Raw genomic sequence first — 12,811 nt, 5'->3', positions numbered from 1 at the left:
CCGGCATGACCTCATCGTACTCAGCCTTGCCCGCCGCCCGCCATAAGCGCTTTTCTTTGCAGCTTTATGGCTATTTATTGGTCCTGCCGGCGTTGGTTTTTCTGATCACCTTTACCCACTATCCGGCTTTGGCCACGGTGTGGGAAAGCCTGTTCAGCGCGGCGCACAATAACCGACCACCCCAGTTCGTCGGGCTGGAAAATTACCGCGCCTTGCTGGATGACGAGACTTTCATTCTGGCGCTGCGCAATAACCTGCTGTATGCGGCGATCACCATTCCTCTGGCTGTAGGGTTGGCCCTGCTAATGGCGCTGGCGGTTAACCGACGTCTGCGCGGCACGGCGTTTGCTCGTGCCGCGTTCTTTATTCCTTCACTGCTGCCGATGGTGGCGATCGCCAATCTGTGGCTGTTCTTCTATACCCCACAGGTGGGGTTGCTGAATCAGCTATTGGCGCTGTTTTCACTGCCGGCGGTCAACTGGTTGGGAGATCCGCAGTCTGCGCTGTACTGCCTGATGGCGGTATCGGTATGGCGGGAAGCCGGTTTCTTTATGATTTTTTATCTGGCGGCGTTACAGCAGATTGACCCCAAGCTGGCCGAGGCCGCCGAGATCGAAGGGGCCTCACGCGGCTATTTCTTCCGCCGCATCCAGTGGCCGCTGCTGATGCCGACCACGTTATTTATTCTGATCAACGCCTCGATGAATGCTTTCCGCATTGTCGATCAGGTGATCGCCATGACCAATGGCGGGCCGGACAACAGCACCAGCCTGCTGCTGTTCTACATCTACCGCACGGCTTTCAGCTATTGGGATCTGCCCTATGCCTCGGCGATGACCGTGGTACTGCTGATCATTTTGGCCAGCATCGCGTTAATTAAATTCAATCTGCTGGATAAGCGAGCCCACTACCAATGAGTCTTTCCATCACCGCCTCACCGCCGCGCAGCCTTTCGCTACGTCGATTATGTTGGTGCCTGCTTACCTGGAGCGCCGCGTTGTTGTGGGTTTTCCCTATTCTGGTTGCCACCTGGGTGGCGATCCACCCTGCGGCCGATCAGGGCGGTTTTTCACTTTTTGCTCCCCTGACTGCCCAGAACTTTATCAACGCCTGGCATGCCGCGCCTTTTGGCCGTTATTTCCTCAATACTATCCTGCTGGTACTGCTGATTGTGTTCTGTCAGTTAATCCTGGCCACCATGGCGGCCTATGCCCTGGTGCGGTTCCGGCTTAAGGGCGCGGGCATCCTGTTTGCCCTGGTGTTGTTGCAGTTGATGATCAGCCCCGATGTGCTGATCCTGAACAACTACCAGACCATTGGTGCGCTGGGCCTGCGCGATACGCTACTGGGCATCGCCCTGCCTTACTTTGCTTCGGCGTTCGCCATTTTCCTGCTGCGACAGACCTTCAAAAGCATCCCGTTAGTGCTGGAAGAGGCGGCGATCGTCGAAGGGGCCAGCCGGTTTTACATCCTGCGGCGCATCTATATCCCGCTGGCGAAGCCGGTGTATGTCGCTTTTGCCCTGGTCTCGATCAGCTTCCACTGGAATGATTTTCTTTGGCCACTGGTGATTACCGACTCGGTTAACGTGCGACCACTGACCGTCGGGCTACAGCTATTTTCAGCCCCGGAACAAGGCGTGCAATGGGCGCTGATCGGCGCAGCGACGCTGATGACCTCCCTGCCTTTACTGATGTTGTTTTTGGTGTTTCAGCGCCAGTTCGTTCAATCCTTTATGCGCGCAGGTATTCGCTAGCGCTAAGCAGGTAATCTATGACTTCACACCTCACCGCCGCACAGTCTCTGACCCTGGGCCAGGTCAGTTCGCTTTATCAGCCGCCCCAGTTTTCCGGCCAGTCGACGCCCTCGGGCTCCGTTCGTTTCGGGTTAATCGCCGATCCACAATATGCCGACGCCAATCCCAATCTGGAATACAACCGCTACTACCGTAATAGCCTGCGTAAACTGAGCCAGGCCATTACCGAGCTGAATGACCTGCCGCTGGCCTTTGTCGCCACGCTCGGGGATTTGGTTGACGATCACTGGAGCAGTTACGCCGAGTTATTGCCGGTGTACGGACAGTTACGTCATCCCCATGCGGTGGTGTTTGGCAACCATGATGCCGACGTGATTTCCCGCCATTTGGCGGCGCAGTCGCCGGCGCTGGCGTTGCCGAAACACTATTACCAGTTCAGCCTGAACGGCTATCGTTTTATCGTGATCGACGGTAACGACATCAGCCTGTACTGCAACCCGGCCAACGGCGAAGAGCACGCACAGGCACAGCATCTGCTGGCCCGCATCCGTGCCGAGCATCAACCGCAGGCGCAAAGCTGGAACGGTGCCGTCGGCGATGAACAACTACGCTGGCTGGCGTGCAGTCTGGCGGATGCACAAAGCAAAGGCGAAACCATTGTGGTGTTCGGCCACTACCCGCTGGCACCGGAGAATGAACATAACCTGTGGAATTGCGATGCCCTGGTGGCCCTGTTATGCCGTTATCAGGTACGCGCCTACTTTGCCGGTCATTACCATTTGGGCGACTATCTGCGGGTGGAGCATACCGACTTTATCACCCTGAAGGGCATGGTCGATGGCGACGACCTGCTGCCGTTCGCCGTGGTTGAGCTGGCTGGGGATACACTTTCTGTTACCGGCTATGGCCCAGAAATTAGCCGGGTGCTGGTGCGATAGCTACGACGCCAGCCCACCACCGCCCGCGTAAGGGGTTTTACCGGCAATCTTCATCACCTCGGCCCCCAGGGTGACAAAAGGTGCCTGGCGGCAGGCATAAATCAGTCCACCGGCACGGGCCCGCACCGCTTTTACCGTATCGGTGATCGGGTCGATGATTTCAGCGACCGCTTCATCGGCCTCTACCCATTCCCCCGGCTGACGCAGCAGCAACAGGATGCCGCTGGCGGTGGCAGTGACGATCTCCCCGGCGGCGAACGGCAACAGGGCCACGTCTAGCTGCGGTACCCCAAGTGGCTCACCGGCAACGGCTCCACGGTGCTGTAAGTATCGATAGAGGCGTTCAGCATCGGCGCTGGCCAGCTCATGGCTGATGTCCCGCTGCCCACGTAATTCCAGCGTGACCGCCATACAGCCTGGCGACATCCCATCAAGCGCAGGATGCTGTGCCACCAGCCGGTGCCAAGGCAGGCCGCAGGCTTCATCAAAGGAGCCGCCGCCGCTGTCTTGCGAAAGCAGCACCGCGCCAATGCCCATAAAGCGAGCCAGGACTTCGGCCTGTTCGCACCAGGCCGGATCGGCGTACATATGCAAAATTGCGCGGTCGTCACAGTGCAGATCCAGAACCACATCCGCATCACAGGCCAACAGCAGCAATTGTCGGCGTAGCGCCGTGACTTCACTGGTGTCTGGCGCGATCTGTAAAGCGCTGCGCATCGCGGCACGCACCTGCTGATGTGCAGGTTCCGTGCTACTGAAATCCTGTTGCTGTAACAACTGGGCCAGGTCAGGAAAGTCACGATTGAAGTTGCGACCGCTGACCAGATCAAAGCGCCCTACGCCGCCATTGAGAACCACCTGCGCCAGCCCTGGCGGATTGGCTACCGGGACAAGAATTATTTCACTTTGCAGCTCACCACGCCGTTCCGCCTGGCTAAGTAATCTTTTAAGATAATGCAGCACCAGCATGCCGGGCAGTTCGTCGGCATGCAGACCGGCCTGCAGGTAAATTTTTTCGCCTTTACCCGGCTGGCCGAAATGAAAACTGGTGAATTGGCGCTGCCCACCCAGGGCATGTTCAGGTAACTTATGATGTTTACTTTTCATTGGACGCCCTATCTGTGGAAAAGAAAGCCCGGCTTGATCGCATCGACAAAAAAATCCTTGAAATACTGTGCCGGGATGGCCGCATTTCCTATCAGAAGCTGTCCGAGCAGGTCAATCTGACCGCTCGTCCTTGCCTGGAACGAGTTCGCGGACTGGAACGCGACGGTATTATTCGTGGCTACAGCGCCATTATCGAACTGCCGGAGCCCGAACATGCGTTTGTGATCCAGGCGCAGATCGCGCTGGCCGACCATGGCCATTCTCAACCGGCGTTCGAGCAGGAAATGCGTAACACCCCGGAAGTGCTGGACTGCTGGCTGGTCAGCGGCAACTTCGATTTTCTGGTGCGTATTGGCTGCCGCAACATGGAAAACTACCGGCTGCTGGCCGATACCTGGCTGACCAGCAAAAAGTTCCGGGTGGATAAAATCGTCACCCTGACCGAGCTACAGTCGATCAAACGCTCCTGAAGGCGCTCAGTCACGGCGGATAAACGCCAGCCAGCGCCGTTCCGCGCGTGAAAACAGGAAAATCAGCAGGAAGGTGCAGAGCAGATACAGTGCCGCCGCCATCAGGAACGGAATAAAGGGTGAATAGGTGGCGGCATAAAAGGCGCGGGCCACGCCGGTGATATCCAGCAGCGTGACGGTACTGGCCAACGAAGTGGCATGCAGCAGGAATACCATCTCGTTATTCAGCGCAGGAATGCCACGCCGCAGCGTTGCCGGCAGCACCAGCCGACGGATGATCTGCCACTGGCTCATGCCATAGGCCTCACCGGCAATCCACTCCTGACGCGGGAAGGTTTCCATCATGCCGGCCAACAGTTGGGCGACGTAGGCGCTGGTATTGAGCACCAATGCCAGCGTGGCGCAGAATGTGGCGTCACGAAACAGCAGCCAGAAAGGCTGATCGTTCTGCCAGCCCAGTTGCACCACGTCAAACTGTGACAGGCCGTAGTAAATCAGCATCAACTGCAAATAGAGCGGCGTACTGCGGAAAAAATAGGTCACACTGCGGATCACCCATGACACCGGGCGTGGGCCATAAACCTGGCCAATTGCCATCAGTGCCGCCAACAGTAATCCCGGCACCACCGATAGCAAGAACAGTTTGGCGGTCATCGCCAGTCCGGTCACGTCAGAACCGTCGCTCCACAGAAAACTCGGTGCGGCTTCCAGGATGTTTTGCAGGTTCATCAGCGTGCTCCGGCAGAGTGTGAGGAAGCCAGCGCATAACGCCGTGCCAGCCGACTAAAGCCCCAACTGGAAACGGCGGTAATCACCATGTAAATCAGCGCCACCAGGAAGTAGAACAAGAAGGGTTTTTGCGTTGCCCGCCCCGCCTGTTCCGCCAGCCACACCATGTCCTCCAGCCCGAGGATCGACACCAGCGCCGAGGCTTTCATCAGCCCCAGCCAATTGTTGTTGATGCCAGGGATAGCAAAACTCAGCATTTGCGGCAGCAATACGCGGCGAAACACCTGGCCCGGACGCATGCCATAGGCCATCGCCGCCTCAAGCTGGCCGCGTTCTACGGTAAGAAACGCACCGCGGAAGGTTTCGGTATAGTAAGCGCCAAACACAAAGCCAATCGCCAGCACGCCGGAGATAAAGGTATTGAAGCGCAACGGCCCCAACCCCAGCAGGCCAAGGAAGCCGTTAACCAGCATCTCGCCGCCAAAGAACAGCAGCAGCATGATCACCAGTTCCGGGATCCCGCGTACCAGCGTGGTGTAGCCAGTCGATACCCAGCGCAACCAGCGCGGACCAAACAGTTTGATCAGCGCATTGGTCATGCCGAGCACCAGCGCCACCGCCAGTGAAACCAGCATCACGCACAGCGACAGTAACGCACCATGCGCCAGCAACGGCAAATACTCTATGACCATTCCCGGCCTCCCCTACATGACTGAATCCGGGCCGGTTTAGCCGCCGTAAATATCGAAGCTGAAATATTTTTTCTGGATTGCCTCATAGGTGCCGTCGGCGCGGATCGCCTTGATCGCCCCGTTAAGCGCATCGCGCAGCGCCGGGTTGTCTTTACCCACGGCGATACCCACGTCGGAGGAAATACTGCTGTCTTCAATCACCGGGCCGGCGAAGGCAAATTTCTGCCCGCGTGGCGTATCGATAAAGCTGCTGGCGGCCTGGGTATTGTCCTGCAAGGAGGCATTAATACGTCCGGACATCAGATCCAGATAGACGTTATCCTGGTTGGCGTAAGAGACAATTTTCACCCCTTTCCCGCCCCAGTGTTGCTTGGCGTAGGCTTCGTGGATCGAGCCGGTCTGCACGCCAACGGTTTTGCCTTTCAGGCTGGCGACGTCAGGCAGTAACGTGCTGCCCTTGCGCGCCACCAACTGGGCCGAACTGCGGTAATAGCGGTCGGTGAAATCCACTTCTTTTTTGCGTTCATCGGTAATGGTCAGCGAGGCGATAATGGCATCGAATTTATGGGCGTTGAGCGCTGCGATCATGCTTTCGAAAGGTTGTTTAACGAACACGCATTTGGCATGCAGTTGGGTACACAACGCATTGGCGATATCGATATCAAAACCGGTGATCTCACCGCTGGGGGCCAGCACGTCAAACGGCGGATAACCACCGTCCACGCCAAAGCTGATGGTGTCGAAGGCCTGAGCCGCCACAGGGCCGCTTAATGCCAGGCTGGTCAGTAAAACCGCTAATGTTTTTTTCATGACTGAGATCCCCGGTAAAAGTAAGTGTCAGAAACGCAGTGACAGGCAGGTCAGGCCGCCGTCCATTTTTTTAAATTCGCTGGTGTCGAGCTGAACGATCGGCATACCTAATTTTTCGATTTGGGCCAGCGTTTGCGGATAACCCTGCGGCGTGATCAGCGTATCGTTGATCCACAGCGTATTACCGGCGTAGGACTCCGCTTCCGGGATCACGATGCTGTTAAAATCGCTAAAGGCAGGATGGTGCTGGTAGTCTTCCGTCAGCAACAGGGTATTGCGACCTACATAGTTGACGATAGATTTCAGGTGCAGCCCGGCGCTTACCTCAATGGCAGTGACCCGGTAGCCATAAGGCTCTACCGCCGCGCTAAATTCGCCGATACCGGCCTCATCGGTACGTGATGTCAGGCCGACAAAAAACTGGCGATCGACCAGCAGCACGTCCCCCCCGTCAAGATGGCCGCGTTGGCTCATGCGCACAACCGGGCGTTCCCCTTCAAACAGCGGTGCAATGGTGGCCACTTCGCCCTGACGGCTGGGCGCACCCGGATGGGTGATCACCGCTAATTCCGGCATCACAACGGCGGTATCTTCAACAAAATGTGCATCAGGAAATGCCGGTGCAGCCGGTAACACTGTCACTTTTAGCCCCAGGCGGAGCAAGGTGTCCACATAGGCCAAAAACTGGCGGCCGGTGGTCGCGATATCCGGGGCACCCAGTTGGGCGGTGGTCTGTCCGCTGGCGCAGCTATCAGCAGGGAGTCTGGCAATGGCTTGAGTAAAGTGCATGGGCGATTCTCTCGGTTGAAAAGGACGGTCACTGTTCTTCGATTATCAAACAGATAGCATCACCAATCAGGCTGAATCCGCCCTCTGGCACTCGGTATTTACGCTGTTTATCACCCTCGCCACGACCTATTCCGCTGTGCTCAATGCCAAACCGGCCCGCTCACGACAAAGGGGCATAATCCGCCCTCTGGCACTCGGTATTTACGCTGTTTATCACCCTCGCCACGACCTATTCCGCTGTGCTCAATGCCAAACCGGCCCGCTCACGACAAAGGGGCATGTGCGCCGGTGATGCGTGGCATCACTTCTTTCATCAGCTCAAGGAATTTACGCAAGCGCGCCGGATAATAACTGGCGTAGGGGTAAAGCAGATAGATGGGCAAAGAGGCGGCTCGCCAGTCCGGCATCAATGGCGTCAGCCGCCCCTGTTCCAGATCCTGTTTGACCACCCAGGATGACAGCATCGCCACCCCCACGCCGTTCAACGCCGCTTTGCGTATCGCATAGAGACTGTCGGTACTTAACCGGGGTGCGATGTCAAAACGGCAGGTTTCACCGCTGACATTATGGGTCAAGCTGACCTCATTACGATAAAAACTGTTTAGCGCCAGCCAGGGCAACTGCGCCAAATCCCCGATCTGCCCCAGTGGCGCATGCGCCGCCAACAGCTCCGGGGCGGCCACCACTATCCGCGGTACCTCCGCCAGCAGCACGGCGACCACGGAAGGATCGGTCACCGCCCCGACGTGGATCGCGCAGTCCACGCCTTCAGGAATGAAATCAGGTGAGTGATCGTTGAGCGTCCACTCCACGCTGGTTTGGCTATAGCGTTGCAGATAATCGCCCAGTGGCCCAATCAACTGGTCCTGACCAAAGGCATGCGGCGCCCTTACCCGCAAGACACCGACCGGCTCATCGCGTGCGCCTCGCAGTTCATCCTCCATGATTTGCCATTGCTCAATCAGCTTACGGGCATGTTGATAACAACGTTCGCCATCGTCGGTCAGCTTCATGCTGTGGGTGGTGCGCTGGATTAATTTAACGCCCAACAGTTGTTCCAGCACCTGCAAACGCCGGCTGACGGTGGGCTGTGAAGTCTGCATTTGTGCCGCCGCCGCCGAGAGGCTGCCGCTGTCGACGATACGCACCAGGGTTTGCAGCATGGCTATGCGGTCGCCATTAGGGAATAGGTTCTTATTCATACCTATTACGTATAACAGTTTTACCCGCGCGGGGGCTACAGTTTGTGGCGAATACTGGCAAAAATAGCCGCACTTAACCTTGACTGGAATAACCACCATGAGCCAGATTTCCCCCGTCACTAACACCACCGCGCCTGTCAGTGCGCTTTCCGCCAAAGTTGTCTTTCTGCTGGCTACCGGCGCCGGTCTGAGCGTGGCGTCCATTTACTACAGCCAGCCGATGCTCGGCATTATGGGCAATGCATTCCACGCCGGAGTGAGTGACAGCGGCATGGTACCTACGCTGACCCAGGTCGGTTACGCACTGGGGATCCTGCTGCTGGCCCCGCTGGGCGATCGCCACGATCGTCGCCAGATCATCCGCATTAAAGGCGTGCTGCTGGCACTCACCCTGCTGCTTTGCGGGTTTTCTTCGTCATTCCCGCTGCTGTTGCTCAGCAGCCTGGCGATCGGTCTGGCCGCTACCGTGGCGCAGGACATTATCCCGGCGGCCGCCACGCTGGCGTCTGACGCCAACCGGGGCAAAACGGTGGGTACGGTGATGACCGGGCTGCTGGCCGGCATTTTGCTGTCGCGGGTTTTCAGCGGCGTAGTGGCGGAGTATTTCGGCTGGCGCAGCGTTTACCTGTTGGCGGCACTGGGTGTGCTGGCGATCACCCTGGCGATCGGGGCGGTATTACCACGCTTTAAGCCCAATACCACGCTGAGCTACCCGGCATTGCTGCGGTCTTTAGGCAAATTGTGGGCGGACTACCCGGAGCTGCGGCGCGCGGCGCTGGCGCAAGGCTTGCTGTCGGTGGCGTTCAGTGCTTTCTGGTCGACACTGGCGGTGATGCTGGCAGAACACTATCAACTGGGCAGCGCCGTCGCCGGGGCTTTTGGTCTGGCAGGCGCAGCCGGTGCCCTGGCTGCGCCGTTAGCGGGGATGTTGGCCGATCGTCACGGGCCGGACTACGTCACAAAAATCGGTGCTGCCATGGTGGTGGTTTCATTCGCCCTGATGTTTCTGCTGCCGTTGCTGTCGGTACCGGCGCAACTGGCGTTGATTGCCCTGAGCGCAGTAGGTTTTGATCTCGGTATTCAGGCTACGCTGGTGGCGCACCAGACCATTATTTACGCCATCAACCCGGCGGCCCGCAGCCGCCTCAACGCCATCATGTTTACGCTGGTGTTTGTCGGTATGGCCAGCGGCGCGGCACTGGGCAGCAAGATCCTCGAAAGTGCCGGTTGGCCGGGCATGGTGGCACTGGCTACCCTGGCGGCTGCGGGCGGACTGGCACTGAGAATGTTGGCCAAACCCGGTACCCGCGCCGCAGCCTGAGCCACTGGGTCTTATTTCGGATTAGCCGCCATAAACTGGGCCAGATTATCCTGAGTGATGATTTTATAAGGCACCCAGTGATACGGCTCGGTTTTTTGTTTTTCCAGCAGCGCCTGGGTCACCTGCACCGCGCCGGTGGCCTGACCTTTGGCGTCCTGGAAGATGGTCAGGGTCATACTGCCGTTTTTGATAAACTGCTGACCGTCCGGTGTACCGTCAATACCCGCCACCAGAATGGTTTTATTTTTGGCCTGGTTCAGCGCCATGATGGCACCGATTGCCATTTCATCATTGTTGGCAGCAATAGCGTCAATCGGGCGGCCATTCAGCAGCCAGCCGGACACCACGTCCACCGCTTCATTACGCTGCCATTTGGCGGTCTGCTTCTCAAGTACTTTCATGTCTTTGTACTTGGCGATCACCGCTTCCACTGCACGGGTGCGCTCACGCGCTTCTTCATTGGACAGCGCCCCCATCAGGATTGCCACGTTGCCGCGATAGTTCATTTTTTTCGCCAGCGCTTCCATTTGCATCTCACCGCCCGCCGCCGAGTCGGAGCCAACATAGGCCATGGCCTTGCCCAGTTTCACCTCGGGTTTACGGTTGACGAAAATCAGTGGAATGTTGGCGCGTTCGGCGGCATCCATCATCGGTTTCACCCCCTGGGTATCGACCGGGTTGAGGATAATGGCGTCCACCCCCAGGTTGATAAAGTCATCTACCTGCTGCACCTGAAGCGCCACGTCCCCCTTGGCATCGACAAACTGACCGTCCATGTTCAGCAGTTTCAACTCACTGACCATCTGCGAGCGCAGAATAGAAACAAAGTTAAGATCGAAATTGGCCAGTGCCACGCCGACCTTATAGGTTTTCGCCTGGACGCTGAAGGCCATAACCAGGCTCAGCAGAAGCAACAGCAACGTTTTTGTTTTCATGATGACATCCTGTAGGTTGAGGTTTATTTATTATTAAAATCAATGCATCACTGCTTATTCCGGGTAACAGGCCAGTACCCGGCTGGCTTAGGATTAGAGGGTGAAATGGTCGCGGAACTGTTGCAGCGCCTCGGTGCTGTCACCGGCTGCCCAACCCTCCATCGCCACCACGCCCTGATAGCCTATTTCGTCCAACGCGCGGGCGATGGCGCGGTAGTTGATTTCGCCGGTACCGGGTTGTTTTCGCCCCGGCACATCAGCCACCTGGATTTCACCGATCGCCGGACCGCAGCGGCGGATCAGCTCGATCAAATTACCCTCGCCAATTTGCGCATGATAAAGATCGAGATTCATCTTCAACCCCGGGCGGTTAACTGCCTCCACCAGAGCCAGCGTGTCGCCGGCTTTGGCAAAGGGCGTACCCGGGTGATCCAGCGGCAGGTTGAGGTTTTCCAGCGTGAAGACTTTGTCGGCCTCCTCGCCCATCTGCGCCAACCGGGTCAGCGTCTCGGCCGCCTTCAACCACATGGCACCTGTCACCACCTGCACCGGCTTCACCGGCAGCCCTTGCGGGCCCAGGCCGGTGCCATGCAGGTTCAAACTCGGGCAGTTTAAGCGCTGCGCCACGACCAGCGATTGTCTGGCGCTGTGCAACAGTTGGCCGATGTCCTCTTCGTCGGTCAGATTGCCGCTGAGATAGCCGGTCATCGAGGTAAAGCGCGCTCCGGTCGCCACCAAAGCATCAAGGTCTTTATTGGCCCAGTTCCAGATTTCAACGCCAAAACCGAGTGCATCAATACGCGCCACGCGTTCGACAAACGGCAAATCGAGAAACACCATTTCGGCGCAAACGGACAACTGATAATTGGCCATTATTGATCTCCCAGTTTGATCGGTTTGCCCTGCTGCACCGACGTAATACAGGCCAGTGCGATTTCCAGCGCATTGCGTGCATCCTGGCCAGTGGCCCGAGGTTTTTGCCCTTGCTGAATGCACTGGGCGAACTCGGTCAACTCCGCCACATAGGCGTCATGCAGCAAGTCGGTATCCTGCCGCGAGGTCTCAATGGCGATGCCACCGGCGTGATAGCGCACGCAGTTATTCAAGTTGATATTGCCCGCCTGCAGCATGCCCTGGCTGCCAAATACCTCACCACGCACGTCATAGCCGTAGACCGCCTGGAAATTGGCTTCGGCGGTGGCGATAGCCCCGTTATCAAAGCGAATAGTCACCACCGCCGTGTCCAGTAGCCCGCGATCCTTGAAATCCGGACGTACCAGTGCATCCGCCAGTGCATACACTTCCACCGGCCGGGCCCCAGGGTTGAAATGCAGCAGCGTGTCAAAATCGTGGATCAGGGTTTCCAGAAAGATGGTCCACGCCGGGATTGGCGCGGGATCGCGTAACTGCGGGTCGCGCGTGACCGAGCGCGACAACTGGGTGGTGCCATTCTCCCCTGACTTGACGGCGGCAATGGCAGCGGCAAACCCGGTGACAAAACGGCGGTTAAAGCCCACCTGCAGGACCACTCCTGCCCGGTTTGCGGCGGTAATGGCGTTATCCGCTTCCTCCAGCGTGACGGCCATCGGCTTTTCACAGAACACGTGCTTACCGGCCTTGGCCGCCGCTACCACCCACTGCGCATGCGTACGCGCCGGAGAAGCGATGACGACGGCATCAATGGCTGGATCATCCAGCATCGCCTGCAAATCGCTATAGGCCTCAACGCCCAGACGTTCCGCCAGCCGCTGCGCCGCCCCCGGTAACGGATCGGCCACCGCGACCAACACTGCGCCCGGCACTCGCCGCGCCAGCGATTCTGCATGAAAGCTGCCCATGCGGCCGGCACCAATCAGACCAACGCGCAGGATTTTGGGTGAATGACTCATAGTGATTCCTTATGTGGGGTTACGCCCTCGCGGGCAACAGAGTTCATTAGCGGTATTGCAAAGGGGATGCCAGCTTGAAACGCGGGGAAATTGTGAGGCGTTGCACAGATAGGCGTAACAAAGTGACAACTAAATTGACATGTCAATTTCACATGTCAATAAAATGGACATTA

14 protein-coding genes are annotated in these 12,811 nt (G+C 57.7%); 5 read left to right on the top strand and 9 right to left on the bottom strand.

The features are described 5' to 3' along the window. Window positions 1-5 precede the first annotated feature (5 nt). From QOT07_RS12280 to QOT07_RS12270, 3 genes are read left to right on the top strand one after another with little or no spacing between them, the layout of a single operon-like run. Window positions 6-917 (top strand): carbohydrate ABC transporter permease, encoded by a 912-nt coding sequence (locus QOT07_RS12280; RefSeq protein ID WP_283603237.1) that lies wholly within the window; start codon window positions 6-8, stop codon window positions 915-917. After that, window positions 914-1,756, top strand: coding sequence for a carbohydrate ABC transporter permease (locus QOT07_RS12275; RefSeq protein WP_283603236.1), 843 nt, complete (start codon window positions 914-916; stop codon window positions 1,754-1,756). The genes QOT07_RS12280 and QOT07_RS12275 overlap by 4 nt, the downstream gene beginning before the upstream one ends. A 17-nt stretch (window positions 1,757-1,773) precedes the next feature. Further along, window positions 1,774-2,694, top strand: a complete 921-nt coding sequence (locus QOT07_RS12270; RefSeq protein WP_283603235.1) for a metallophosphoesterase — start codon at window positions 1,774-1,776, stop codon at window positions 2,692-2,694. On the opposite strand, the gene QOT07_RS12265 is transcribed toward QOT07_RS12270, so the two are convergent. Further along, window positions 2,695-3,801: a succinylglutamate desuccinylase/aspartoacylase family protein gene (locus tag QOT07_RS12265; RefSeq protein WP_283603234.1), complete on the bottom strand. Its 1,107-nt coding sequence runs from the start codon at window positions 3,799-3,801 to the stop codon at window positions 2,695-2,697. Window positions 3,802-3,815: 14 nt separating this feature from the next. Here QOT07_RS12265 and QOT07_RS12260 point away from each other — a divergent pair, with 14 nt between their 5' ends. Continuing rightward, entirely contained in the window at window positions 3,816-4,271 is a 456-nt protein-coding gene (locus QOT07_RS12260) for an Lrp/AsnC family transcriptional regulator (RefSeq protein ID WP_261417227.1), read from the top strand. 6 nt (window positions 4,272-4,277) lie between these two features. On the opposite strand, the gene QOT07_RS12255 is transcribed toward QOT07_RS12260, so the two are convergent. The 5 genes from QOT07_RS12255 to QOT07_RS12235 form a co-directional block, all read right to left on the bottom strand. After that, window positions 4,278-5,000, bottom strand: coding sequence for an ABC transporter permease (locus QOT07_RS12255; RefSeq protein ID WP_085116754.1), 723 nt, complete (start codon window positions 4,998-5,000; stop codon window positions 4,278-4,280). Continuing rightward, window positions 5,000-5,692 (bottom strand): ABC transporter permease, encoded by a 693-nt coding sequence (locus tag QOT07_RS12250; RefSeq protein ID WP_099061995.1) that lies wholly within the window; start codon window positions 5,690-5,692, stop codon window positions 5,000-5,002. The genes QOT07_RS12255 and QOT07_RS12250 overlap by 1 nt, the downstream gene beginning before the upstream one ends. Window positions 5,693-5,728: 36 nt before the next feature. After that, entirely contained in the window at window positions 5,729-6,502 is a 774-nt protein-coding gene (locus QOT07_RS12245) for an ABC transporter substrate-binding protein (protein ID WP_112349794.1), read from the bottom strand. Between the two features lie 27 nt (window positions 6,503-6,529). Beyond that, window positions 6,530-7,291 carry a dimethylarginine dimethylaminohydrolase family protein gene (locus tag QOT07_RS12240; RefSeq protein ID WP_129938129.1) on the bottom strand — a complete coding sequence of 254 codons (762 nt, stop codon included), beginning with the start codon at window positions 7,289-7,291 and terminating at the stop codon, window positions 6,530-6,532. A 263-nt stretch (window positions 7,292-7,554) separates the two neighbouring features. Beyond that, on the bottom strand, window positions 7,555-8,493 hold the full coding sequence (locus tag QOT07_RS12235; protein ID WP_176979284.1) for a LysR family transcriptional regulator: 939 nt from the start codon (window positions 8,491-8,493) through the stop codon (window positions 7,555-7,557). Window positions 8,494-8,590: 97 nt separating this feature from the next. Between QOT07_RS12235 and QOT07_RS12230 the strand changes: the two genes are divergently transcribed. Continuing rightward, the gene (locus QOT07_RS12230; RefSeq protein WP_283603233.1) at window positions 8,591-9,814 is read left to right on the top strand and encodes an MFS transporter; all 1,224 of its coding nucleotides are present in this window, start codon (window positions 8,591-8,593) and stop codon (window positions 9,812-9,814) included. 11 nt (window positions 9,815-9,825) lie between these two features. On the opposite strand, the gene QOT07_RS12225 is transcribed toward QOT07_RS12230, so the two are convergent. The 3 genes from QOT07_RS12225 to QOT07_RS12215 form a co-directional block, all read right to left on the bottom strand. Continuing rightward, a complete protein-coding gene (locus QOT07_RS12225) occupies window positions 9,826-10,749 on the bottom strand; it encodes a substrate-binding domain-containing protein (protein ID WP_283603232.1) in 924 nt (307 codons plus the stop codon). Window positions 10,750-10,842: 93 nt separating this feature from the next. After that, window positions 10,843-11,622 carry a TIM barrel protein gene (locus QOT07_RS12220; RefSeq protein ID WP_283603231.1) on the bottom strand — a complete coding sequence of 260 codons (780 nt, stop codon included), beginning with the start codon at window positions 11,620-11,622 and terminating at the stop codon, window positions 10,843-10,845. Continuing rightward, the gene (locus QOT07_RS12215; RefSeq protein WP_283603230.1) at window positions 11,622-12,638 is read right to left on the bottom strand and encodes a Gfo/Idh/MocA family oxidoreductase; all 1,017 of its coding nucleotides are present in this window, start codon (window positions 12,636-12,638) and stop codon (window positions 11,622-11,624) included. Before QOT07_RS12215 ends, QOT07_RS12220 begins: the two co-directional genes overlap by 1 nt. Window positions 12,639-12,811 lie beyond the last annotated feature (173 nt).

Origin of the sequence: Serratia proteamaculans, from assembly GCF_949794035.1 — a bacterium.
Lineage (GTDB): Bacteria > Pseudomonadota > Gammaproteobacteria > Enterobacterales > Enterobacteriaceae > Serratia > Serratia proteamaculans.
This window is presented reverse-complemented; position numbering and strand designations above follow the sequence as displayed.

What these genes read in the sequence shown, in the direction of transcription:
- QOT07_RS12280 (WP_283603237.1), top strand. Translation starts at nt 6, where the DNA reads ATGACCTCATCGTACTCAGCCTTGCCCGCCGCCCGCCATAAGCGCTTT.
- QOT07_RS12275 (WP_283603236.1), top strand. Translation starts at nt 914, where the DNA reads ATGAGTCTTTCCATCACCGCCTCACCGCCGCGCAGCCTTTCGCTACGT.
- QOT07_RS12270 (WP_283603235.1), top strand. Translation starts at nt 1,774, where the DNA reads ATGACTTCACACCTCACCGCCGCACAGTCTCTGACCCTGGGCCAGGTC.
- QOT07_RS12265 (WP_283603234.1), bottom strand. Translation starts at nt 3,801, where the DNA reads ATGAAAAGTAAACATCATAAGTTACCTGAACATGCCCTGGGTGGGCAG.
- QOT07_RS12255 (WP_085116754.1), bottom strand. Translation starts at nt 5,000, where the DNA reads ATGAACCTGCAAAACATCCTGGAAGCCGCACCGAGTTTTCTGTGGAGC.
- QOT07_RS12250 (WP_099061995.1), bottom strand. Translation starts at nt 5,692, where the DNA reads ATGGTCATAGAGTATTTGCCGTTGCTGGCGCATGGTGCGTTACTGTCG.
- QOT07_RS12245 (WP_112349794.1), bottom strand. Translation starts at nt 6,502, where the DNA reads ATGAAAAAAACATTAGCGGTTTTACTGACCAGCCTGGCATTAAGCGGC.
- QOT07_RS12240 (WP_129938129.1), bottom strand. Translation starts at nt 7,291, where the DNA reads ATGCACTTTACTCAAGCCATTGCCAGACTCCCTGCTGATAGCTGCGCC.
- QOT07_RS12235 (WP_176979284.1), bottom strand. Translation starts at nt 8,493, where the DNA reads ATGAATAAGAACCTATTCCCTAATGGCGACCGCATAGCCATGCTGCAA.
- QOT07_RS12230 (WP_283603233.1), top strand. Translation starts at nt 8,591, where the DNA reads ATGAGCCAGATTTCCCCCGTCACTAACACCACCGCGCCTGTCAGTGCG.
- QOT07_RS12225 (WP_283603232.1), bottom strand. Translation starts at nt 10,749, where the DNA reads ATGAAAACAAAAACGTTGCTGTTGCTTCTGCTGAGCCTGGTTATGGCC.
- QOT07_RS12220 (WP_283603231.1), bottom strand. Translation starts at nt 11,622, where the DNA reads ATGGCCAATTATCAGTTGTCCGTTTGCGCCGAAATGGTGTTTCTCGAT.
- QOT07_RS12215 (WP_283603230.1), bottom strand. Translation starts at nt 12,638, where the DNA reads ATGAGTCATTCACCCAAAATCCTGCGCGTTGGTCTGATTGGTGCCGGC.